This window comes from Mesonia oceanica, from assembly GCF_902499555.1.
In the GTDB taxonomy this organism is placed as follows: Bacteria; Bacteroidota; Bacteroidia; order Flavobacteriales; family Flavobacteriaceae; genus Mesonia; species Mesonia oceanica.
Genome location: NZ_CABVMM010000002.1, coordinates 169300 through 191723, shown reverse-complemented (window position 1 = coordinate 191723; position 22424 = coordinate 169300). Strand labels below are relative to the sequence as shown.

The window sequence follows — 22424 nt, the reverse complement described above, 5'->3', positions numbered from 1 at the left end:
TTTATTTAGAGTTCACACCGGCTAAGTTGCGAAAGTCGATACCTGTTTTTTATTGAATTCGATCGGTTAAGCAGGCTTAGTACTCGTCTTCAAACTCTTCAAATTCCTCAGAATCCAATAGTTCTTCTAAAAAAGCATTTAAACTTTCGGCTTCCTGATATCCAATTTCCTGATCGGCACCAAAGCGTATGACCTGTCCAGGAATTCCCTTTTCTGTAGGTGCAAAATCTAAAGCGATAAAATTACCGTTGTACAAATCGAAAAACGGAATCCAATAAGGTGTGGTGTACATCAACAACGTCTTCCCTTCATTGGTGCTGTAGGTATCTAACAATTCTTCTTGCGTCCATTCGGTATATACGCTTTGCCAGTCTCTCCACTCTTTTAGCATAGATGCTGCGCTTAAAAAACGGGTGTTTTCAATGCCGTTGTGAAGGCTTAAAAAATCTTTAAGCAGCTGTGGAACTGCAAAACCCGCTTCTGCTTCAAATTCGGCATAAAGCTTTTGATTATCGGCTGGGGGAATCACCTTCCACGCGTTTTTGGCAACCAGTTTTTCAAAATTTGCTTTTATTGCTTCAAAATCATAATCGGCCGCTAACTGAATAAAAGGCTGTATAAAATCGGCTTTTTCTTGGGCTAATTGTTCTGCAATAAATGCATTCGGAATCGCATCGGCGATAAATTCTCCCGTTGCTTCAAAAATCTGCCCGTGCTTTTGGATAGTAATTGGGCTGTAACTATAGCTATTGCTTGAAAAGTTGAATAATTTTGGCTTGGCCAGATCTTCCTCATCATCGTTGATACAAGCATACCACTGCTTAAAAATTGCGGTCTGCTGAATGGTTGCGGTGTGTATTTCTTTACCTTCTAAATAAGCAACACCGTAAAAATGAGCATTGGTGTTCAGATCGGGCGTAATTAGCAACAGTTTTAAAACTTTTTTGCCAGAGAGCTTTTCAAAGGCCGTTAATAGGGCATCTCTAAAGGTAAAACTGTTCTTATAACTTTCAGGATCTGTAAGCTCAGGAAGCGTGGTTATGCTAATGGGTTCAAAATAAAAATCCTCCCATTTCTTGTGATGTATGTCCTCGTTATAGGCAATTGTACTGTTCATAATAGCTTCATTTTTTAAGAAAACGAAGGTATTGGAGAATGGCTTGCCATGTATCCCTGAAAAGGGTGATTTTGAAAATTAGGAAGTACCAAAAGCGTTTGAAGAAATACTACTTGAGTATTTTTATATGTTCCAGACGAGGTCCAAAACTGCCGTAGACTTTGGTAAACGAAATGGAAAGTTGCTCCAGTAAATGTTCTACGGAAAAATCTGGCAACTGATCTAAACAGGTGACGACTAAATTTTTGGTGAGGGATAGGTCTTGCTGATGAATGGCATCACAACTCAATGCATAATTGAGCAAGTCTGGATCTAAAGCGCGCGTTCTAAACTCCCCCTGAAACTCATTGGTTACATTGGCTTCATGAGCGTTATTTATTAAGGTTACGGGAGTTGTACTGCTCATCGGGCCGTTGCCGTGCCGGGTTTGGTAACAACGGGTCACGTAATACATAGTGATCTGGGCATCGCTCAGTTCAGTTAAAATAAGCTCAATAGCGTTTTTAGAAGTGGTTGCACTCCAGGTGGTATGCGGATGAAAACCGTGTTGGGTATCTAGCAAAATACCCTGACTGCCTTCAAAAATAAAATGTTGATAGGTGTCTGCTAGCTGCGCTAATTGTGCGATCTCGTAAAAAGACTTGATGTTAAGGCAGCTTTCTATAAAATACGCTTCGTCATAGTGCTGCAATTCGTCTGCATAATACTCTTGAACGGCTTGAGGTTGCTGCGCTATTTTGCTTTGGTAAAAGTTCTGAATACTCTGTAAGCGCTGCTGAATTACCCACGGAAATTGTAAATCGTTCGCATAGAAATAAACCTCATCCCGATCCCGGGCTATAGTTGCCCCAAAACCTAAACCGCAAGAGCCATGACCTTGCTGTTTTTCTACAACGCGATTATAGGCAATATCATAGATGGTGGTGATCTTAGCCAATGGATGCACATACAACTTGGGCTGGTAGGCTTTTAGGTAATTCCCTTCTTGCAAAATGGCCGGTGGAAAAAGCGTCGTATGCGCGCTATAATAAGTAGGAACTCCCTGCAGGGTTCCTGACCCAAAATTACTAAAGGTATGTTCAAGCTCTCTGGTAGTTACGGTATGCCCCACCTGATGCCCTCCTGAAAAGCGAACCACCAAACTTTCTTCAGGTTGTTGTGATGCCAGAAAATGGGTGGTCGCCCCTTTTCCGGCATCGCCAAAACCTAAATCTATAACTATGCTGCACTTTGGCATTTATAGCATATTTTCTACATCAATATCTGAATGCGACGAACTGGTGTTTCCTGAAGATGTTGCAGCAGGCAAATGATTTTGAATCACCACTTCAGCAATACGCTTGGCTACGCGTTTATAATCAGATAACTCGATAAAGTTTTCCCCCAGCAATTCGTTCCAGTTTCCTTTTCGTATATCCTTTTTAGACCATTCATTATGCTCTAAATGAATGTGATACACGTTGTATTTTTCTTGTGCTTCTTTTATAATCGCTTCTGTACTCATGCTTGCAGCTTCGTTGGTACAGGTGTATTTACGAATAATTTCTGCCGGAAGGTCTTTAAATACAGGCTCGTCCCCTATCGTAAATAAAAAACCTTTTTGCTTTCTTTTTTCCCAACAGTCTATTGCGGTATGTCGGGCTGCAAAGAGATGTGCCAGGTTATAGCCTTCCTGATTGTTACCGCCACCGCCGCCTTCTAGATATACACGGGTTAACCAGCGGTCTAACAATTCTGCCGAAGACTCAAATTGACCTACTTGCAACGGGGCACTATCGTAAACAAAATCGCCCAGTCCCATAAACAATACTTGGGGATGCGCTATCCCGGCTTCCATAAGTGAACCGATAAGGTCTGGCAAGGCTTCTTTTACAATAAGCTCAGGCACAAAGCCCATACTGCCGGTCACATCTAAACCTACGATAATAGAAAGGGACTCCGGATGCTCTTCAGAATCTCTAGATTCGCGTACAAGTGCTTGGGCAGGATCCATTTCCGGATCGATGCTTCTTGCGGTAAATATCTCTTCGCGAGACTTGTTTTGATATCCTTTAGATCTTCTTAACTGTTCGTAAGCTTCGTTACTAAATCTTCCTCCTCCCATAATTATAGTTCTTCTATTTTACCACCAAATAAATACGCGTAGCGCTTCTTGGCCAGTTCTAATTTGATTTCTAAGTTTCTTATTTTAACCGCCATTTCTAGGTCTTTAGCAACATAATTCTTAGCATCAAAATCTGAAGCTAATACCAGACTATTGGCATCTGTAGGGCTCATATCAAGCATATTCTCTTGTTCGCGCTTTAAGCGCTTTAAAAACAGGGCCAAATCTTCGGTTTCCCGTTTGTACATCAACTGTGCATCTTCTGCAATAGCATGAGCGCGGTCGTCTCGTATTTTATCGTGGTTGCGCTTTAAAGAGTCTAAAAAAGCGGCGTGTTGTTTATGATCTTCCATAGTTGTGATTTCTTACAAAGTTAACTATTCAATTTGCGAATTATTATCCCTGAATCCGGGGAATTTTCAGTTAAGGGTTTAATCACTGTATTTGTAATTTATACGTATAGGCATCAATAAGTATATGTTGTATTTAACGGTTGTATCACACGCACTTTGTTTTATTTGACGTTGTGTTTTAGTCACAAAAGAAGTAGTAGCACCTCCTTTCATTTGCGGTTCCTGTTCTTACTTTAAACTCAAAACTTGACATTGTAAAAGTTTCGTCAAAAAAGCTGGTTTGATTTGAGCTCATCCTTTTAGCCACTCGGCTACGCTCAGTACTAGATTAGGCTTTACAAATGTTCTATGTCGTGCAAGGGGAAATAGCTCGCTCAAAGTCAGGAGATTTTGCGCAGTGGGGAGGACTGGGCACGGACCTCAAGTCTGCGCTATCGGGTTAGGGCCTTAAGATTTTAACATGCCCGTTGGTTATAAGTAGGCACGCGATACAATTGCGCACAAGCGGGGACAATCAAATGATAAACTATGTATTACAATTGTTTTGTAGCTTTGACGAAGCTCACAAAAAATACTTCAGGTTGCCAAGTATTTCCATAAGCTTAATGTTTAAGTAACAGAAGTAATATGGACTTCGGCTTACATTTATTCCTGGAATAATCAATCCAACTACTTACACAATGGAATCAAGAAGGTCTTTTATAAAAAAAGCATCTCTTTTAGCAGGGGCTACAGCAATTACAGGGACAGTGCCACAATCCATTGCCAGAGCAATGGCAATCAGTCCTGATCCAGGAACCACTTATTTGAATGCAGAGCATATTGTTTTTTTGATGCAGGAGAATAGATCCTTTGATCATTGCTACGGGAGTTTAAAGGGGGTCCGGGGTTTTAATGACCCTAGGGCCATTGATCTACCAACAGGACTACCTGTTTGGTATCAACGTAACTCCTTGGGCGAAACTGCCCTGCCGTTCCATTTAGACATAAAAAACACAAAATCCACTTGGATGGGATCTCTTCCCCACGGTTGGAAGGATATGGTTGCAGCACGTAACGGGGGAAAAATGGACAAATGGCTCGAGGCCAAGAAATCTGGCAACCTAGATTATGCTGCCCTACCTCTTACCATGGGGTTTTACGACAGGGCAGATCTTCCATTTTACTACGCCCTTGCAGATGCCTTCACTGTATGCGACCAAAATTTTTGTTCCACGTTGACAGGAACCAGTCCAAACCGAAATTATTTTTGGGCAGGAACGGTTCGTGAAGATGCACACAACCCTGCATCCAAGGCACATATCGATAATGGTATGATCGATTTTAAAAATGTAAGTTGGAAAACATATCCGGAACGCTTGGAAAAAGCTGGAATCTCTTGGGGCGTGTATCAAAATGAGTTGAGCATTCCCACGGGTTTCACAGAGGAAGAAGGCTATTGGCTGGCCAATTTCACCGATAACGACCTGGAATTCATAAAGCAATATAATGTCCGTTTTCACCCAGAACATCGCAAGTTTATGCAACAGGAGCTAAAAAAACTGATGGAGTTGCATGCATCTGGAAAGCTGGAAGGTAAAGAGTTGGAGGAGATCCTTGGGGAAATCGACAAGTTGAAAAATGACCTTGACACGTACAGCGAAGCCAACTTTGAAAAGTTGAGCGAGCATGAAAAAGCGATTCACCATAAAGCATTTATCACCAATAATAGAACCAATGATTACCGAGAATTGGAAACCTTGGAATTTGAGGGCAAAACAGTGAATGTCCCTAAGGGTGATGTGCTTCATCAGTTCAGGGAAGATGTCAACAAGGGTACTTTACCCACCGTGTCTTGGTTGGTGGCTCCCTGCGCGTTTTCCGATCACCCTGGATCACCTTGGTTCGGAGCTTGGTACGTATCAGAAGCCTTGGATATCTTGACCAAGAACCCCGAACAATGGAAAAAAACCATTTTCATTGTCACCTATGATGAAAATGACGGGTATTTTGATCATATTCCACCTTTTGTGGCCCCAAAACAGGGGGACGATGCAACCGGGGCCACCACAAATATTCCAACAGAAGAAGAGTTTGTGGAAGGAAAGGACAATCTTGGGCTTGGTTTTAGGGTTCCTATGGTCGTAGCTTCCCCATGGTCAAAAGGCGGGTTCGTGAACAGCGAAGTGTTCGATCATACATCATCTTTACAGTTCTTGGAACATTTTATAGAAAAGAAAACTGGCAAAAAAGTCATTGAGGAAAATATTGGGACCTGGAGAAGAGCGGTATGTGGAAATCTTACCTCAATATTCAGAGCAGCCGATGATATACCTCCAAAAGATGGTCTTAGAGTTGATAGAAATGAATATATCGAACAAATCTATATGGCAAAAGAAAAGCAACTCCCCAGCGATTATATAATGTTGAGCGATTCTGATGTTCGAAATCTTCAAAAATCCAACAAACTACTGGAAAGAGTGCCAGAACAGGAAAAAGGCACCAAACCTGCCTGTGCCATACCCTATAATTTGTCATTGAACTGTAAAACCCAAAAGGATACCAAGGCAGTGGAATTGATGATAAGGTGTCATGCGGGACTGTCCAGAACCAAAAAGATAGCGGCTCCATTTCAGGTCTATGACCTTAAAGCTTTGGTGAACAATGCAAAAAGATCTTGTTATGATTTCACGGTCACCGAAGGAGAGAAACTTTCGTATCCCGTAAAGCAGGCTTCCAATGACTATCATTTAAAGGCATATGCCCCCAATGGTTTTTATAGGGAGTTCAAAGGAAGCATGGGTGAGCTTTCAGACCTCGAGATAGCTGTCCATCAAATTGGTTCCACTACTGAACTGCAATGGACAATCCAGAACCCGACCAATGAAAAATTGCAGATAACCATTGTGGATAATGCCTATAAAAGGGAGGCATTCCAGTTCAATCTTAAGAAAAATACCAAAACATTTTCCCTGAACGTAGCAAGCAGTGCCGGATGGTATGATCACAGTATTACCATAGAAGGATATCCTTCATTTGAGCAACGATTTGCCGGTCATGTTGAAAATGGCAAAGTAAGCACTACAGATCCATTGATGGGAGGTGTGATCTGATCGTATTACATTGAAATTTAAAACATGACCTTGATAATCAGAGTGCAAAACCTCCAGGGATCCCGGAGGTTTTGAATTTCAGGACCGATTGCTTCGCACAACGTGTAAAATTCCGACCAACTTCCCTCTCTTTTGGAAACGCCGGAATTAGTATACCACCTTCTCCGGATAAAATTGAGCAGCCTCCAACACCACACAAAAGTCAGAACTTCAAATCACAAACACCAATTATTGAATAGTTCAAATTCTCCGGTTTTGGTGGTCTCAACCATCCGGCTCATCCATTTATGTGAGAATATTATACCTCTCCACAATTCAGAAAAGAAAATCCAGAGCTACAGGTGGCTGTTTGTATTATTCTACCTATGATTTGATTTTAGCCTCAATATGTTTGAATATATTTAATCGAATTAAAACACACCTTAAAAACAAAGTTTGACAATTTCAATGATAAAGAGATAGAACTAACGATTAAACCATGTGAAATCAAAATAAATGGATTCAAAATTTGACAAATAGATTGAGAATGAGTTTAATTAAGTTAAAAAAAGAGGTGTTTGCAAATTGTTTGCAAAAAAAAAACTGGTATATCTAGAGTCGAATTGTTTCTTTTACTCCAATTATACAGATTATAATATCAAACTTTAAAAAAATACATCAATTTAGTCTTCTAATACACTTTTTATATATCTGTTTTTTATTCCTCTTGCAATATAAATTTTAGCACGTACTCCAAACATAATTCTATTTTGGTTTTCCTTGAATTCGAATTCTCCTAAAATTCAATATCCCTGAAAACGGTTAGCTTATTCCCTTAAAAGGTGTGCAACTTTGTAACCGAACTTTTAAATACTCTATGAGATTATGTCATTAGCTTTTAGCGAAACCTTTCAGCAAGAATTACCCGGTAGCTACCTTCAATTTCTCGATGAAAATCCGGAAGGCACTCAAATTGAAACTAGCGAACACGATGATGCCCGTACCTGGACGATGATGGGACAAGCAGCCTTGTTAAAACGCTGGACGATGAAGGGAGTTGGTGAAGCTGCGAATTATGAATGTTTAAAGCTTTACACGCACGTAGCGGGCGAAAATATAGCAGAGCTTTATGCGCAATCGGCACATTGTGGTCCGGTAAAACTAGATCGGGTGGCCAGAGGTTTTGTAATTGGTCATGAAAACGGAGACTACCTCTATCTGGATCCGGAAGCTGATTTTTCGGTATGGGCGTATGAGCACGATGGCGGCGAAGTGACTAAAATCTCAGCCTCGTTTGAACAATTCTTAAACCATCAAATTGGGTTATAAACTTTTAAAACTTTATTATGATCGATATACAGCTGACTGCAACTGGTTTTAGCATCAATAACAAGCCCGTATCATTCCCAATCTCTTTAGCTGCGTTGGAAAATATATTCGCAGAGAAACCGCGTCATTTTAAAGGCAAAAAAGGCGGTGTATACACCTGGGACAAACTGGGTATCTTAGGTTATTCTAAAGAAGCACATCTAATCTATGCCCTTAGCATTACCTTTGAAGCTGAGAATTATCAATTTAGTCCTTCCCAAACCTTCGCTGGAAGCTTTAGTTTTGAAGATGAAGCTATTGCCAGCTACTATCATCAACACCCCGAAAAACGGGTCAAACTCTTTGACGGAGATACTTCGGGCGCCTTGGTTTTAAATACGATAAGTGCCTGGTTTGATGCAGATGCTGATGCTGATGCTATTAAAGCCATTGAAGTGAGTCAGTACGAAGCTTACGATCGTTCGGCAGGCATACCCAAAGATAAATATGTAATTCCCATTCCTGATGAAGCGCTCATCACATTTACAGATTTTGGATTTAAACTTTCGGTAATTGAAGAATTGATGTATACGCAAGGGCTCTTGACTCCCAAGTTTGATGTACACGAATTTGCAAAATGGTATCCCCAAAGAGCTATTGATATAGATGAAGAAGGCTATGAACCCATTGCAGAAGTAACGCAATACTTTAAAGATTTCCCGGTTCCTCAACGTTTAGCCCCTAAACTTACTGAGCTCTACCAAGATGGCGGTAACGATATCTATATGAATTTAATACCGTTCTCGGGTGGCGATGTAGCGTATTGGGATATCGAAAGCGTAGCAGATGCCCATCACTTTCCCAACTTGAAAAAAGTAACCTTGTGTTACGCCAAAGATCATATTGTAGATGATTTTGAAAAATTAGGTATTGAAGCGGAATGGCTTTGAGTTATTGAACCTGTTGAATAAGATAAAACAGCTAAAAATAAACCTTATAGCCTGTGACCTAGTTTTCTTTATATTTTTAAATCAATTAAAAATCGGTTAGTTTAGTAGTGATTTTAAGATGGATATAAAGGTACATTTTGTATGTTTATGTAATTATCGGCTGCAATGTGAAATGAGAAAACTTCAATTAAAAAATATCGGACTTTTAGGAATTATTTTTTTTTTTGAGTTGTGACCCACCTCATTCTATTGAATTTATAAATAATGCAGATTCAGAACTAAAAGTGAAATTCAAAATAGATACTACTATCACAAATTATGATTTGAATTACATTGAAAACAAAAATGCTGATTCGATAGTTTTTAATATAAAAGAGAAAGACACAGCGGAATTACACTTTGGTATTGGAACTTGGTCTGATGCTGAAATAAGAAAACAAGTAAATTCTTTAAAGGAAATTGATATTGAAAACGCGGACTTTAAAAAAGTGCTAAAGTCTAAACGAAAAATGGAAGAGTTTTTAACAAAACATAAAGAAGGAGGTATTGGTTGGAAGACTAAAATAATTATCGAAATTGAATAAAACCCTACAGCCAATGCGGTGTAAAAATAATTGCTTAATTATCAACTTATAATTTTAAAAATAGTTCAATTGTTAAGAATTTAGCTCAAAATGAAGAAAAAGCTTATTTAAACCATTCTCACAAAGTGGTAACTTATTTAAAACTTTTGATTGACTCAATTGTTGACAAAAAGCAAATTGACAGAAGTGATTTTTCAAAATCACTGATTCCCGAATTTTATACCGAATGTAATCTTCTTTTATCTGAAATTGACAGCATTATCGGAAACAATATTTATTTGACTTCGGACTTAACTGTCCCTGATACTAATAATCAATGGAGAGTTTGGTATTCAATTAAAATAAATAATAACCCACTTGGCAAATTAGAAATCAAAGAAACTGATTATGTAGGATTATAAAAACGGTTTGCCATCAATTTATAACCGCAATTAACGCAGATTCGACTACATCATAATCCAATCGGAATTGCTAAAATCTGTACTAAACGAAAATAATTGCTAATTTAGTCCTTAACTGATCGTTATGATACAATTACGAATATTACTTGCACCGCTTTTAGCTTTTATCTCTTTGCAATGTTTTGCACAGCAATATCCGGAGTACGCAATTGATGGGAATGGATTTAAATCTATTTTTCAAGATTTAGAATCCGGAAATTTTAATGGAACCGTAAACGGAATTTTGATTGTAAAAGATTCTGACAACCAAAAATCACTTCTAGATTTTCAAGGAAGCTATGCTAAGCTGGAAATTGAAAAAGATGAATATGAAGTATATGACTTGAGTTATAAAAATTATATAGGAAAAACAACAAGTGGAAAAACGGAAATAAAATATCAAACTTATGGTTCTGCTAACTCATTCGGAATAGATTTTAAAGGTGAGTTCTATGAATTGTCTTTAATTGATGGAGCCTGTGACTTAATCATAAACGGACTTGAATACTCTTATGAACCTGAAAAGAGTACTGAATATCTTATAATTCGAATAAATAAAGAAATTGAATTAAAGAATAGCTATAAAAGCAAAACCCGAAAATCAATCAAATTATTGCCAAATTCGACTTTGATTTTTGCTATAAAGCGAAATAAATAACATAAAACTGTTGACTTAATTATGAAAATTCAAAAAATTGAAGCAATCGAAATTCTTGATTCAAGAGGAAATGCAACAGTTGAAGTATACTAAAAAGTAAACCTGACTGAAAAATATACTTTTTCAGACAGGTTTATGAAAGCAGACAATAAAGCTAGTTTATTTTACAAAAAAGCTTTCTTCTAAATCTTTAACTAAAATTTTGAATTCTCCGGGTTCCAAAATACTCTCGCCATTGTTATCGGCATATTTTAAATCATCGGTAGAAATTATAAAGTTGATGGTTTTGGATTCTTTAGGGGCTAATTCTATTTTGGTAAACCTTCGTAAGCGTTTTACATCGGGTGTGATTTTGCTGGCATACAAATCTGAGGTATAAAGCTCTACCACTTCTTTCCCTTTACGATTCCCTGTATTCGTCACTTTAACAGAAATTTCCAAATCCTCTCCTACTCCAATTTCGGTTTTATTGATTTTTAAATCGGAATAGTCAAAAGTGGTATAGCTTAAGCCATCACCAAACCGGTATTGTGGATTGTAATCGGCTTCATAATTATAAACCCCTTCGGCTTTCTTTTGCTCTTCGGAAGGTTTATGGATATAACCAATTGTAGCATTGGGATAGCGTGGGTAGGTATAAGGCAACTTCCCGGAAGGGTTTACCTCACCATATAAAATATCGGCTAGCGCATCGCCCCCAAAATTTCCTGGCAAATAGGTTTGCACTACCGCTTGCATAGCTGGTTCAATCTGGCTAATAATTCGTGGTCGGCCTTCATTCAACACTAAAATTACAGGAGTTCCAGTAGCAGCTACTTTTTTGGCTAATGCTATCTGATGTTCGTTTAAGTATAAATCATTGAGGTCTCCGGGTTTTTCGGTATAGGTATTTTCTCCTAAACATAAAATAACTACATCTGCTTTTTTAGCTTCTGCAACCGCTTTTTCTAACTGATCTGGAGCTTGCTCATAGTATTTTCCGTCCATTTTATAACTAACTCCGGGAACATAGGTAATATTGTTTTTCTTTCCTTTTTGCTGAAGCGCTTCGAAAATCGTGTTATATTCCTGCGCATACTCAGGAGTTTTTTCACCTTGCCAAGAATACGTCCACGCTCCATTTAAAGTTCGCATAGTATTAGCATTAGGTCCAGTGACTAAAATCTTGGTATTCTTTTTTAAAGGGAGAATATTTTCTTCGTTTTTTAATAAGGTAATCGATTCTGCTGCGGTATGGTAAGCTGCTTTTTCAAATGCTTCACTACCAAATTCAGGATAATCTTTAGGATTTGTGGTAGGATGCTCAAATAAATTCAATGCAAATTTTACACGTAAAATTCTTCGTACCGCATCATTAATTCGTTCTTCTTTTACTTTTCCTTCGTTCACCAATTCTACCAAATTATTGTAAAAAACTTCGTATTTGTAAGGAACCATCGACATATCGATTCCGGCATTTATCGCCATCATCACTGCTTCTTTATCGTCTTTAGCAATTCGATCTCGGCGATTTAAATTTTCAATATCTGCCCAATCGGTTACCACTATTCCTTTAAAGTTTAATTCATTTTTCAGCAAACCAGTCAATAAGTTTTTATTAGCGTGTACCGGAATTCCGTTAATAATACCACTGTTCACCATCACCGTATGTGCTCCTGCTTCAACCGCTGCTTTAAATGCCGGTAGATGATATTCGCGTAAGGCTGAAGTTGGAATGTAAGAAGGTGTTCTATCTTTTCCTGAAGTGGCTGCGTGATAGCCTAGAAAATGCTTCAGTGAACTAGCTACGTGTTCAGGATTTGAAAGGTCATTATCTTCCCCCTCATAACCATTGATCATTTCTACACCTAATTCTGAAATTAAATAAGGATCTTCTCCAAACGATTCCCAAATTCTTGGAAATCGAGGATCCATTCCTAAATCTAATACCGGAGAAAAATTCCACGAAATACTACTGGCTCTAGTTTCGTAAGCAGTAACTTCTGCGCCTCTTCTTACTAAATCCCGATTTCTGGTAGCAGCCTGCCCTATTTGCTGTGGAAACATGGTTGCGCCCACGGTATAGGTGGCACCGTGAATCATATCTACTCCGTATAACACGGGAATTTCTAACCGATCTTTTAAGGCTGTTTCTTGAATCTGACTAATTAAGGAATACCATTTTTGTGGTTTGAGGGCACGGTTATTAGCAGTATTTAAAACTGAACCAATATGATAATCGACCAAAGCTTTATTTAACGAATCTTGATCTAATTCAAAAGGTTCGTAACTGGAATAAATATCTTCTCCTTTAGTGATGACATCTAAGGTAATTTGGGTCATCTGCCCTACTTTTTCTTCGATGGTCATCTTATCGATTAACGACTCAATTTCTTCATCGTGAGCGGTGCTGTTTAGTTGTGCTTGGACTAAATTTACAAGGCATAAAAATACTCCTAGCAATAATGAATTTAATTTCATAAAGTTTATAGTTTTTGGGGATTTTTAAATGACATATGTACCAACGGATTGTGCCGGTAATTTCACTTCGAGCGTTTCTTTTTCTAATTGAAGCAGAAAGGATTGTTCTTTTTTATTTTTATTCTGTACAATCACTACAATCTTACCTTTAGGAGTACTAAAAGCTACATTTGGTAAATCTTTGAGTAGATTCGATTCTATTCTTACAGAGCCCGGAGTTACAAATTTTGAAGCCTGAGCTATAATATAATATGCCGGTTCTCTTATAACGTTATCACCTTTAATAGTGATAGCGCCTAAACAACGATCACAACCACCCCGATCGGTATGGGGCTCTTGATTTTCGTCGGCAGCAAGGTTCCACTCCAAAACTGTTTTACACCAGTTTCTGGTAGCCCCAATAATTAAATTTTCGGTATGCCAATTCATTTCTTTGGCAAAATCACCGGGAGCTCCTACCCATTGTTCGGTGAAATACAAATTTTTATCGGGGTGTGCTTCGTGTACTTTAGAAATGGCATCAACTTCACCACCGTATAAATGAAAAGCAGCACCATCAATGTATTTTGCAGCCACAGAATCGTTTAAAATCGTGATAGGGTAATCGGGACGATCGGCATTATGGTCATAAACAATAATCTTGGTGTTGATATTATTTTCTTCGAAAACTGGTCCTAAATGATTTTTTACAAATTCTTTTTGCTGTTCGGCTTCCATTAACAAACTCGGATTGTTACCGGGATGTAAAGGTTCGTTTTGTACCGTAATTGCATCAATAGTAATCCCTTCAGCCTTCATAGCTTCAATATATTTTACAAAATACCTGGCATAACTATCGTAAAATTCTTCTTTTAAGCTTCCACCGCGGGTATCGTTATTGGTTTTCATCCATGTTGGTGGCGACCAAGGCGAACCTAAAATTTTAATATTCGGCTGAATTTTAATAATTTCTTTTAGCACCGGAATTAAATGAAGGGTATCGTTTGCTAAAGAAAAATGCTCGAGGTTTTTATCGGTTTCACCTTCTGCTAAATCATCATAGGAAAATGGTGCTGCGTCTAAATCTGAAGCGCCGATACTTATACGTAAATAGCTCACTCCAATACTACTAGCATCTCTTCCAAATAATTCTTTTAATAAAGCGTGACGTGCATCATCCTTCATTTTGTGGATATGCATCGCGCTACCGCCGGTTAAGGTATACCCAAAGCCATCCATTTCCTGATAGGTTTTCCCTGGATTAATTTGGATGACCGGTAATTGTTCTGAACTTTTACTTTGGGTTTGATAAAGTTCACTTTCGGCTAATAATTGGGATTGATCGAGCGTTGTAACATAAACCTTACCTACGGGTCTGTTTTTTTCTTTTGAGGAAATTGTTTTAGAATCTTTACAAGAATGCATACTGGCCATTAGTAAAAATCCTAAAGCTACTCCTGTATATTGTTGAAGTATTTTTTTCATTGTTGATGTAAAATACCTAAGCAGATGATTGGCTAAAGTCATCTGCTTAGGAAAGTTTAAGGAATTAATTTTTATTCGGCTATAATTTCAAAAGTTGCATTGGAGTAGGTAGAATCTACAGTGATATTAGCTTGATAGCTTCCTGATTGCGTGATAGGGTTTAAATCGCCACCACCATTTACTAACGCTCCACTCATCACCGAATTATCACCACCTTCAGGAGTACCAAACTGTACGTCCCAAGGCGAATTAAATTTTAGGTTGTATCCTGCTTCTAAATTTTGGGTAGTTGTGAATTGCATAGGATGCACATAAGTCATTGCAAATTCATTACGTCCATCCCAATTACTTGGATCCCAATGGAAAAGTTTAAGGTTGTAATATTGCCAACTTCCACTTCCTGTTGCAAAATTAAAAGTCAGTTTATACGCCTGATCATGATCTACGCTAAACTCACCTGGCCCTTCTACAAAGGACATTCCGGCAGCAACACTATCTCCATCAGGGCTATCGGTAGCGCCAATGATATTCGAGGTGAAATAAGAAGTACCCGTACCATCTTCCGCACTATTTAGGGAATAACTTACTCCGGCTTGTAATGGAAGGTATGCTGAAGTGAACGTATCACCCTCTAAAGAGAATTGAGCAATCGAAGTTCCATTTTCTAATAAAAACAAACTTGAAGGGGTTTCTGAAGGAGCACTTAAATTACTTTCTAAATTATAAGTGTAGGTATCGCCAGATAAATCTAAGGTAACGGTAAATTCTCCAGAATTATTCAACGGAATATCTTCGATGTTTATTCCTGCCTCGCCGGCTTGAGACTCCATATAAAGTTCATTGGAAGTTCCCTGAATTCGCTTCAATAAATATCCCCAATCTTGGTTAGCCCTGAAAACAAAAGCTCCGGTTGATTCTCCATTTGGTACGGTTAAAAAGATCGTTGTTTCCCAAACACCATTACCCATATATTCCAAAGGTTCGTCACCATCCCAAGCATTTGGAATAACGCTTCCTACGATACTCCAATGCTCTATTTTCCAAAGCGAATAGGTATTATCGTTTAAGTTTACGGTAATTCTATATTCTCCGCTTTCTTCTACTGCAATCGGGGTTCCGTTCTTCTCGATAACTCCTTCTTCACCTCCATAGATATGTGCTGGCAATTCTTGGCGACTATATATACTAAAAGTTTGCCCTGCTTCTAAAGAAGTATAAGCTTCAAAAATAGAAGTGGACGCTCCTGATGCATTTTGTAAATGACGCATAGGAATCGCTGCTGAAATATCATTCCCTACTTCTGTAGCACTTCCAGCTATAAACAATTGATTAGGAACGTATTCATTTTCAAATCGAGTGACACTTAAGGTTCTCGTAGCATACGTTTTAGTATCTTGACAAATCGCTACCACCGTCCATTCTAATTCTGAAGATTCATTAGCTGGATAACCAGCGTAGGATAACGCTAAATCTAAATCTGAAGCCTGAATGCTTGCTGAAGTTGCTTTTCCGTTATTATCAGATTTCACACTGATGATCGGTGAATCATGATCTTCGCTACCTAAGGTATCGATCTGAAGTTCGTAACGAACCTGAAACCCTGCAGTAGAAACAGCTTCTTGCCATTCAAAATAAAATTTTTCATTAGCCCGATCTTCCTGAAGCAATAGTTCTTCTCCTTCTTCTGGTGAAATTAATTCGGGTTGGGACAATTCCCAATTCCCAATAGGGTCTAAGTTATCATCATTTTCACAGCTCAATAGCCCGAAAACCGATAAACAAATAAGTATATAGCTATAATATTTTTTCATCTTTCTAAATTTTTAGTTTTATTCCCACGTGATGGTGGCTACACTTTCTGAAGAAAGGGTATAATCAAATCTATTCTCTCCCATAATCACAGAAAATGTCTTTGAGGTTGGAGTTTCATTAAGTACTATTAATGCTTTACTCCCATCAGGATTCTGAAAAGCAATACCGTCTAAGCCTGAATTATCATCAAAATTTGAAGAGCCAATTCGATGTGCACCCGGTCTTACAAATTTTGAAAAATGAGCTATCGCATAGTATTCTTCATTTTTTTCTATTTCTCCTGAAGAATTAATGGTAACCACTCCTCTACAATCTTGGCAACCATTATTGGTAGGTCCATGATTTTCATTGAGGGCCAAATTCCAAAACAAAGCGTTTTTAGACCAGTTTTTGGTAGAACCCATTAAAATATTCTGAACATACCATCTTAGATTGCTGGAAAAATCGGTACTCCATTCTCCTCCGGAAATTTCCGTAAAATAAAGTCCTTTGTCTGGGTAAGCATTGTGAACTTGTGACATCGCACTAACATCTCCGGCATAAGCGTGAAATGCACTGCCTGAGACGTAAGGATTAGCTTCTCCATCGCCTAAGACGGTCATTGGGTAACCTGCTTCATCAAAATTATGATCGTAAGCAATAATTTTTGTTGAAATATTTGCTCCTTCAAAAGCAGGTCCTAATGCATTTTTTATAAAGTTAGCTTGCTCCTGAGCTTCCATACGCATGGTTGGATAACCTGAAGTATGTAGAGGTTCATTTTGTGGAGTAATCGCATCAATTGGAATTCCATGATTTTCAAAAGCTTGAATATATTCAACAAAATAATTGGCGTAGGTTGCATACCATTGTTCTTCTAATTTTCCTCCGTATAAACTTTCATTATCTTTCATCCAAGCAGGAGCACTCCAAGGACTTCCCATAAATTTTACTTCTGGGTTAATACTTAAAATATCATTTGCTACGGGAATTACATGCATTTCATCATGGGCAATAGAAAAATTATCTAGGTTAGGATCCTCCTGCCCTTGCGGCATATCGTCATAAGTAAAATCTTCCAAGGAAAAATCTGAAGCTCCAATGGTTAATCGTAAATAACTCATTCCCGCTCCACTTTCTACATCAAACAAATCGGAAAGCAAACTGTTTTTTTGTGCAGTACTTAAATTATTAATCACATAAGCAGAAGAACCGGTTAAAGCTGCCCCGAACCCTTCTATTTCCTGCATTTGTTCAGTTTCATTAATGGTGATGGAAGGGTATGATGTCTCCTTATTATCGATAATACTTAGATTATCTTGTGCTGAAAGCAACCTGCTCTCATCGCCACTGGTAACCCAAATTTGTGCCGTTCCAACTTCATTACCGCCACCACCGGTTGTTGGTGGAGGATACCGTTTAATATCGTCGTCTGAACAGGCAATTAATGTAGCGGCAATTACTATATTTATTAATATCTTCTTCATTTTAATATCCAGGATTTTGTTCAAGGGTTGGGTTTCTATCTATTTCCTCTTGTGGGATAGGTAGTAATAAATCTTTTTCTGTCACATTGTAATTTACAGACTGACCCGTCCTTAGATCGATATCATCTACGTTATTCATAACTTGCATAACTTTATCATATCTAATCAAATCGTCCCAACGTTTAGCTTCTTGAGCTAGTTCTAATCGACGTTCTTTTAAAATAGCGTCTCTCATCGCACTTTGAGAAGCAGTTTGCTCTTCGGTTAAAGGATCTAATTCTACTCGCTCTCTAATGGTATTTACAATCTCTGCGGACTGAGCAATTTGTCCTAACTCATTTAGCGCTTCTGCCTTTAATAACATGATATCTGCTAAGCGAAGTAAATATTCATTATCTGCGCTATTCCAAGCACTTGCATTTTTCCACTTATAAGCAAAAGGAATGTTACTATTAGGAGTGTTTCCCCAATACTCATCTATCCAAGTTACATTTTCGAAAAGAATAGAAGCATTTTTTCGAATGTTGTCACCTTCTGTGTCGAAAGCATCTACTAAATCTACCGATGGAGTAACAAACTTTCTCCAAGTATCGCCGCTAATTGAAGGTGGCAAATGCATCTGTGGTGCCCAGTTTCCTTCGTCACCTCCTAAAAATTGAATTTCTAGTATTGACTCCGCATTATTATAATTATTGCCGTTAAATAAATCTTCATAATTAGAAAGTAAAGTATAACCTGCAGGACTGTTGATGACTGCATTGGCATGTTCTACTACTTTCGTATAATCTGGATTGGGCATCTGTGCATAAACTTTCGCAAAAAGTGCATTGGCAGCTCCTTTTGTTGCTCTCGCCTTATTAACGCTAGCATCAGTACCATAATCATCAGGTAATCTTGTTAAAGCTTCTTCTAAGTCTGAAAGAATTTGAGCATAAACTTCTTCTTCGGTTGCTCTTGGCTTTCTTATTACACTTGGATCGGGACTATTTATAAATTCTAAATATAGAGGCACTCCTCCAAATGTTTTGACCAAATGGAAGTAATTGAATGCTCTTAAAAAATAAGCTTGCCCTATGATTTGTTCACGTTCTTCTTCTGTAATTCTTTCTTCCACTAATGGTGCATTTTCTAATACCACATTCGCTTTAGAAATGGCATTATAAACACTACTCCACATTCCATTTACTCTCGCATTGGTAGGTGAAACTTCTACACGATCAAACTCAAAAATTTCAGGATTATCACCTCCTGCATAATAGTTGTCTGAACGAACATCTTGATAGATTACTCGATCCCATATGTAATAATCTGAAGATTGAAAAGATTCGTAAACTCCAGTTAATGCTGCTTGTATTTGTGGGCCTGTTGCGTAGGCCGAAGCTGCTGTCTCTTCAGAAATCGGTTTTAAATCTAATTCATCGTTACAAGAAGCTAGCGAACCAATTAGCACTGAATAAATTATATATTTTCTTAAATTTTTCATATTCATTATTCTTTTTTAAAATCTTACATTCATTCCAAAAATCACATTTCTAGTTTGCGGGTAGGTTCCAAAATCTACCCCCTGTACAAGATTATCAGCACCAAAAGCATTTACTTGGGGGTCGAAGCCAGAATAATCTGTAATGGTGATTAAATTTTCTCCGGTTAAGTAAAATTTCAATGCTTCTAAGTGAAGTTTATCTAAGGTGTTTTCTTTAAAGCTATAACTAAACGTAATGGCTTTAAATCTTAAGTAAGAACCATCTTCTACATATCGATTAGATAGTCTAGAATTATTGGTACTTGACTCTGTATTTACCCGTGGAATATCTGTTATATCGCCAGGCTGTCTCCATCTATTTAACACAGAAGCTAATTGATTTTTAGAATCTATCATCGATTCCATTTGCAATCGGCTAGCATTAAAAATGTCATTTCCTTGCGAACCTTGTAAAAATATATCTAAACCAAATTCTTTATATGTAAAATTATTACCTAGACTATAAATAAAATCGGGATTAGGATCTCCAATATATCTTCTATCGTCTGCGGTAGGTTCAAAGGTACTCTCCCCGTCTTGGTCAATGTAATATACATTACCGGTTTGTGGGTCTACGCCACCCCAAACATAACCGTAAAATTTACCAAGAGGTTCTCCTTCTTTTACTAAACTAATATTACCCCTACTTGCTACAGAACCAGTAGCTATGGTTTTTCCTACAAGATTTATAGCTTTATTTCTGTTAAAAGATAAATTTGCAGAAGTAGACCAACTAAAATCTTCTGTGGTATAATTAACAGTATTTAGCTGAAACTCTAACCCCTTATTTTCTACTTCTCCAACATTTTGAATAGCATCACCGAATCCTGTACCAGTTGGTATAGGTACACTAAATAAAAGATCGTAGTTTCTCTTTTTATATGCATCTACAGAAAATTTTATTTTCCCATCATATAAACCTAAATCAATACCTATATTGGTTTGTTCTGACTCTTCCCATTTTAAATCGTTATTAGCAATTGTGGCAGGGTAAGTACCAGGCATGGTCTGGCCTCCAATGGGGTAATTACCTCCACTTCCTACACGCGCTAAATAAGCATAAGAACCTACATTATCATTACCTACAATACCCCATCCCGCTCTTAATTTTAATTCTGAAATGGCATCTGCATTTTCTAAAAAGCTTTCGCTAGAAATTCTCCATCCTGCTGAAAAAGAAGGGAAATATCCCCATTTATTGTTAGGCCCAAAGTTACTAGACCCATCTGCTCTAAAGTTAGCCGTTAACAAATAACGATTTTTATAATCATAGTTAACTCTAGAAATAAAAGATGCATTTGTTTTCTCACTCTTTCCAGCACTAGCTCCAACAATTTCTGAACCTGCACCAGGAGTTGTAATTTCTGCACTTGCAAAATTTCTTCTTTCAATATTGCTATATTCCCATCTGTTCTTTTGAAATACGCTACCTACTAATCCTTCAATTTTATGATCTCCGAAAGTGTTTTTGTACGTTAGTGTATTATCCCAGATAAAATAGTTATTAATATTGGTGTTGTATTGACTAGAACCATTTAAAGCTCTACCATAACTGGTTCTAAAGGGATCTAAAAAATAATCATAGCGATCTGCATTATAATCTATTCCGAAGTTGGTTTTGAACGTAAAGTTTTTAAGAAAATCTACTTCCGTATAAATATTCCCTAATAAACGTTGATTTTTATAACCTCTTTCTGCACCGTCGGTACTTGAAATTGGGTTTTCCCAATCTTGAAACGGGTTACTTGTAAATGTACCATCTTCGTTATACACACCAATATTGGGAGGAGTAGCCAATACTCCTAATAAAACCCCACCTTGATTAACCGCAGCATTATCGGTCACATCTACATCAGAATAATGAGTGTAATTGATGTTAGTTCCAATTTTCAACCAATCGTTTACTTCTTTCGATAAGTTTGTTTTAAAACTAAAACGTTCCATTTCTGCACTTCTTACCGCTCCTTCTTGACTTAAATACCCTCCAGAAATATAATACTGTGTTCCATTATTTTTTCCTGAAACTGAAAGTTGGTAATTATGTGACAAAGCATCTCTAAACACTTTATCTTGCCAATCTGTATTTTCTTGATACTGATCCCATTGTGTATTGTATCCAAGCTCCGTCATTAAATCACGGTATTGCTCTGCGTTTAATACTTCTAGGGTTTTCCACACTTGAGCAACTCCTACATAAGAATCAAATTGAAATTTGGCTTTTTCAGATTTACCTTGTTTGGTAGTAATCAACACTACACCATTGGCCCCTTGTGCTCCATAAATAGCAGCAGAAGAAGCATCTTTTAAAATAGAAATACTTTCTATATCTGAAGGATTTAATGATCTTGTATCGGTAGTAGGAACGCCATCAATCACATAGAGAGGATCACTTCCCGCAGTTATAGAACTTGTACCTCGAACCCGAATATTAAATCCGGCGGAAGGTTTTCCTGAACTTTTAAGCACTTGAACTCCGGCGGCTTGTCCTTGTATTAAAGAACCTAAATCATTATTGGGTCGCTCTTCAAAGGTCTCTGCAGCATTAATTACCCCAACTGCACCCGTAATATCTTCCCTTTTTTGAGAACCGTACCCTACTACGACTACTTCAGATAAAGCTTCAGCGCTCTCTACCAAATTTACATTTATAGTATTTCTATTACCTGCAAGAATTTCTTGCGTGAGAAAACCTACGTAAGAAAACACTAAGGTGTCTTGAGATTCCGCTTCAATAGAGTAATTTCCATCAAAATCGGTTACTACCCCTTTATTTGTTCCTTTAATGACCACATTAGCCCCTGGAATAGGCATATTGGTTTCCTCTGCTGTAACTTGACCGCTTCGCTCCTGTTGGGCAAATACCATACAACCAAATAAGGAAAAACAACAAACTAAATAATTCTTTATTCCCATATATTAAAGTTTAAAATCACCTATCTTCATCGAGCAATTATTTCTAGAAATTAAATACAAAGCTTTGTTTTTTAATTAACTCGAAAACGATTTCGGTTTGTGTTAAAAAATTTTTAGTGAAATTAGATAAAGCTTGATTTGTTACTTAATTTCAGCCTACACTTTAATTACTTCACATTAATTTAACACTACATCAAGACTA

16 protein-coding genes are annotated in these 22424 nt (G+C 37.6%); 6 read left to right on the top strand and 10 right to left on the bottom strand.

The features are described from left to right. Positions 1-76 precede the first annotated feature (76 nt). The 4 genes from FVB9532_RS02750 to FVB9532_RS02735 form a co-directional block, all read right to left on the bottom strand. Positions 77-1117 carry an SMI1/KNR4 family protein gene (locus tag FVB9532_RS02750; protein ID WP_150543690.1) on the bottom strand — a complete coding sequence of 347 codons (1041 nt, stop codon included), beginning with the start codon at positions 1115-1117 and terminating at the stop codon, positions 77-79. A 109-nt stretch (positions 1118-1226) separates the two neighbouring features. Further along, a complete protein-coding gene (locus FVB9532_RS02745; protein WP_150543689.1) occupies positions 1227-2354 on the bottom strand; it encodes an adenylosuccinate synthetase in 1128 nt (375 codons plus the stop codon). Beyond that, on the bottom strand, positions 2355-3221 hold the full coding sequence (locus tag FVB9532_RS02740) for a hypothetical protein (RefSeq protein ID WP_150543688.1): 867 nt from the start codon (positions 3219-3221) through the stop codon (positions 2355-2357). A 2-nt stretch (positions 3222-3223) separates the two neighbouring features. Next, positions 3224-3574 carry a hypothetical protein gene (locus FVB9532_RS02735; RefSeq protein WP_150543687.1) on the bottom strand — a complete coding sequence of 117 codons (351 nt, stop codon included), beginning with the start codon at positions 3572-3574 and terminating at the stop codon, positions 3224-3226. Between the two features lie 680 nt (positions 3575-4254). Here FVB9532_RS02735 and FVB9532_RS02730 point away from each other — a divergent pair. The 6 genes from FVB9532_RS02730 to FVB9532_RS02705 all read left to right on the top strand — a co-directional run bounded on the left by FVB9532_RS02730 (position 4255) and on the right by FVB9532_RS02705 (position 10585). Then, the gene (locus tag FVB9532_RS02730; protein WP_150543686.1) at positions 4255-6666 is read left to right on the top strand and encodes a phosphocholine-specific phospholipase C; all 2412 of its coding nucleotides are present in this window, start codon (positions 4255-4257) and stop codon (positions 6664-6666) included. An 864-nt stretch (positions 6667-7530) separates the two neighbouring features. Then, the gene (locus FVB9532_RS02725; protein ID WP_150543685.1) at positions 7531-7974 is read left to right on the top strand and encodes an SMI1/KNR4 family protein; all 444 of its coding nucleotides are present in this window, start codon (positions 7531-7533) and stop codon (positions 7972-7974) included. Positions 7975-7991: 17 nt separating this feature from the next. After that, positions 7992-8903 carry a DUF6892 domain-containing protein gene (locus FVB9532_RS02720; protein WP_150543684.1) on the top strand — a complete coding sequence of 304 codons (912 nt, stop codon included), beginning with the start codon at positions 7992-7994 and terminating at the stop codon, positions 8901-8903. A 284-nt stretch (positions 8904-9187) separates the two neighbouring features. After that, positions 9188-9487: a hypothetical protein gene (locus FVB9532_RS02715; RefSeq protein WP_150543683.1), complete on the top strand. Its 300-nt coding sequence runs from the start codon at positions 9188-9190 to the stop codon at positions 9485-9487. Between the two features lie 146 nt (positions 9488-9633). Continuing rightward, positions 9634-9888, top strand: a complete 255-nt coding sequence (locus FVB9532_RS02710) for a hypothetical protein (RefSeq protein ID WP_194716468.1) — start codon at positions 9634-9636, stop codon at positions 9886-9888. Between the two features lie 124 nt (positions 9889-10012). Further along, positions 10013-10585 (top strand): hypothetical protein, encoded by a 573-nt coding sequence (locus FVB9532_RS02705; RefSeq protein ID WP_150543681.1) that lies wholly within the window; start codon positions 10013-10015, stop codon positions 10583-10585. A 159-nt stretch (positions 10586-10744) separates the two neighbouring features. Here FVB9532_RS02705 and FVB9532_RS02700 read toward each other — a convergent pair whose 3' ends face one another. From FVB9532_RS02700 to FVB9532_RS02675, 6 genes are all read right to left on the bottom strand, one after another. Beyond that, complete coding sequence (locus tag FVB9532_RS02700) at positions 10745-13045, bottom strand: glycoside hydrolase family 3 N-terminal domain-containing protein (RefSeq protein WP_150543680.1); 2301 nt, start codon at positions 13043-13045, stop codon at positions 10745-10747. A gap of 24 nt (positions 13046-13069) precedes the next feature. After that, the gene (locus FVB9532_RS02695) at positions 13070-14509 is read right to left on the bottom strand and encodes a glycoside hydrolase family 30 protein (RefSeq protein ID WP_150543679.1); all 1440 of its coding nucleotides are present in this window, start codon (positions 14507-14509) and stop codon (positions 13070-13072) included. A 71-nt stretch (positions 14510-14580) separates the two neighbouring features. Then, entirely contained in the window at positions 14581-16320 is a 1740-nt protein-coding gene (locus tag FVB9532_RS02690) for a SusE domain-containing protein (protein WP_150543678.1), read from the bottom strand. Positions 16321-16338: 18 nt separating this feature from the next. Next, positions 16339-17787, bottom strand: a complete 1449-nt coding sequence (locus FVB9532_RS02685; RefSeq protein WP_150543677.1) for a glycoside hydrolase family 30 protein — start codon at positions 17785-17787, stop codon at positions 16339-16341. Between the two features lies 1 nt (position 17788). After that, a complete protein-coding gene (locus tag FVB9532_RS02680; RefSeq protein ID WP_228482238.1) occupies positions 17789-19270 on the bottom strand; it encodes a RagB/SusD family nutrient uptake outer membrane protein in 1482 nt (493 codons plus the stop codon). A 15-nt stretch (positions 19271-19285) separates the two neighbouring features. Continuing rightward, a complete protein-coding gene (locus FVB9532_RS02675; RefSeq protein ID WP_150543675.1) occupies positions 19286-22222 on the bottom strand; it encodes a SusC/RagA family TonB-linked outer membrane protein in 2937 nt (978 codons plus the stop codon). Positions 22223-22424 lie beyond the last annotated feature (202 nt).

Bases quoted from the DNA above. Each gene is read 5' to 3' on its own strand.
- FVB9532_RS02685 (WP_150543677.1), bottom strand. From the start codon at position 17,787: ATGAAGAAGATATTAATAAATATAGTAATTGCCGCTACATTAATTGCC.
- FVB9532_RS02675 (WP_150543675.1), bottom strand. From the start codon at position 22,222: ATGGGAATAAAGAATTATTTAGTTTGTTGTTTTTCCTTATTTGGTTGT.
- FVB9532_RS02725 (WP_150543685.1), top strand. From the start codon at position 7,531: ATGTCATTAGCTTTTAGCGAAACCTTTCAGCAAGAATTACCCGGTAGC.
- FVB9532_RS02745 (WP_150543689.1), bottom strand. From the start codon at position 2,354: ATGCCAAAGTGCAGCATAGTTATAGATTTAGGTTTTGGCGATGCCGGA.
- FVB9532_RS02750 (WP_150543690.1), bottom strand. From the start codon at position 1,117: ATGAACAGTACAATTGCCTATAACGAGGACATACATCACAAGAAATGG.
- FVB9532_RS02700 (WP_150543680.1), bottom strand. From the start codon at position 13,045: ATGAAATTAAATTCATTATTGCTAGGAGTATTTTTATGCCTTGTAAAT.
- FVB9532_RS02680 (WP_228482238.1), bottom strand. From the start codon at position 19,270: ATGAAAAATTTAAGAAAATATATAATTTATTCAGTGCTAATTGGTTCG.
- FVB9532_RS02730 (WP_150543686.1), top strand. From the start codon at position 4,255: ATGGAATCAAGAAGGTCTTTTATAAAAAAAGCATCTCTTTTAGCAGGG.
- FVB9532_RS02735 (WP_150543687.1), bottom strand. From the start codon at position 3,574: ATGGAAGATCATAAACAACACGCCGCTTTTTTAGACTCTTTAAAGCGC.
- FVB9532_RS02705 (WP_150543681.1), top strand. From the start codon at position 10,013: ATGATACAATTACGAATATTACTTGCACCGCTTTTAGCTTTTATCTCT.
- FVB9532_RS02695 (WP_150543679.1), bottom strand. From the start codon at position 14,509: ATGAAAAAAATACTTCAACAATATACAGGAGTAGCTTTAGGATTTTTA.
- FVB9532_RS02740 (WP_150543688.1), bottom strand. From the start codon at position 3,221: ATGGGAGGAGGAAGATTTAGTAACGAAGCTTACGAACAGTTAAGAAGA.
- FVB9532_RS02720 (WP_150543684.1), top strand. From the start codon at position 7,992: ATGATCGATATACAGCTGACTGCAACTGGTTTTAGCATCAATAACAAG.
- FVB9532_RS02690 (WP_150543678.1), bottom strand. From the start codon at position 16,320: ATGAAAAAATATTATAGCTATATACTTATTTGTTTATCGGTTTTCGGG.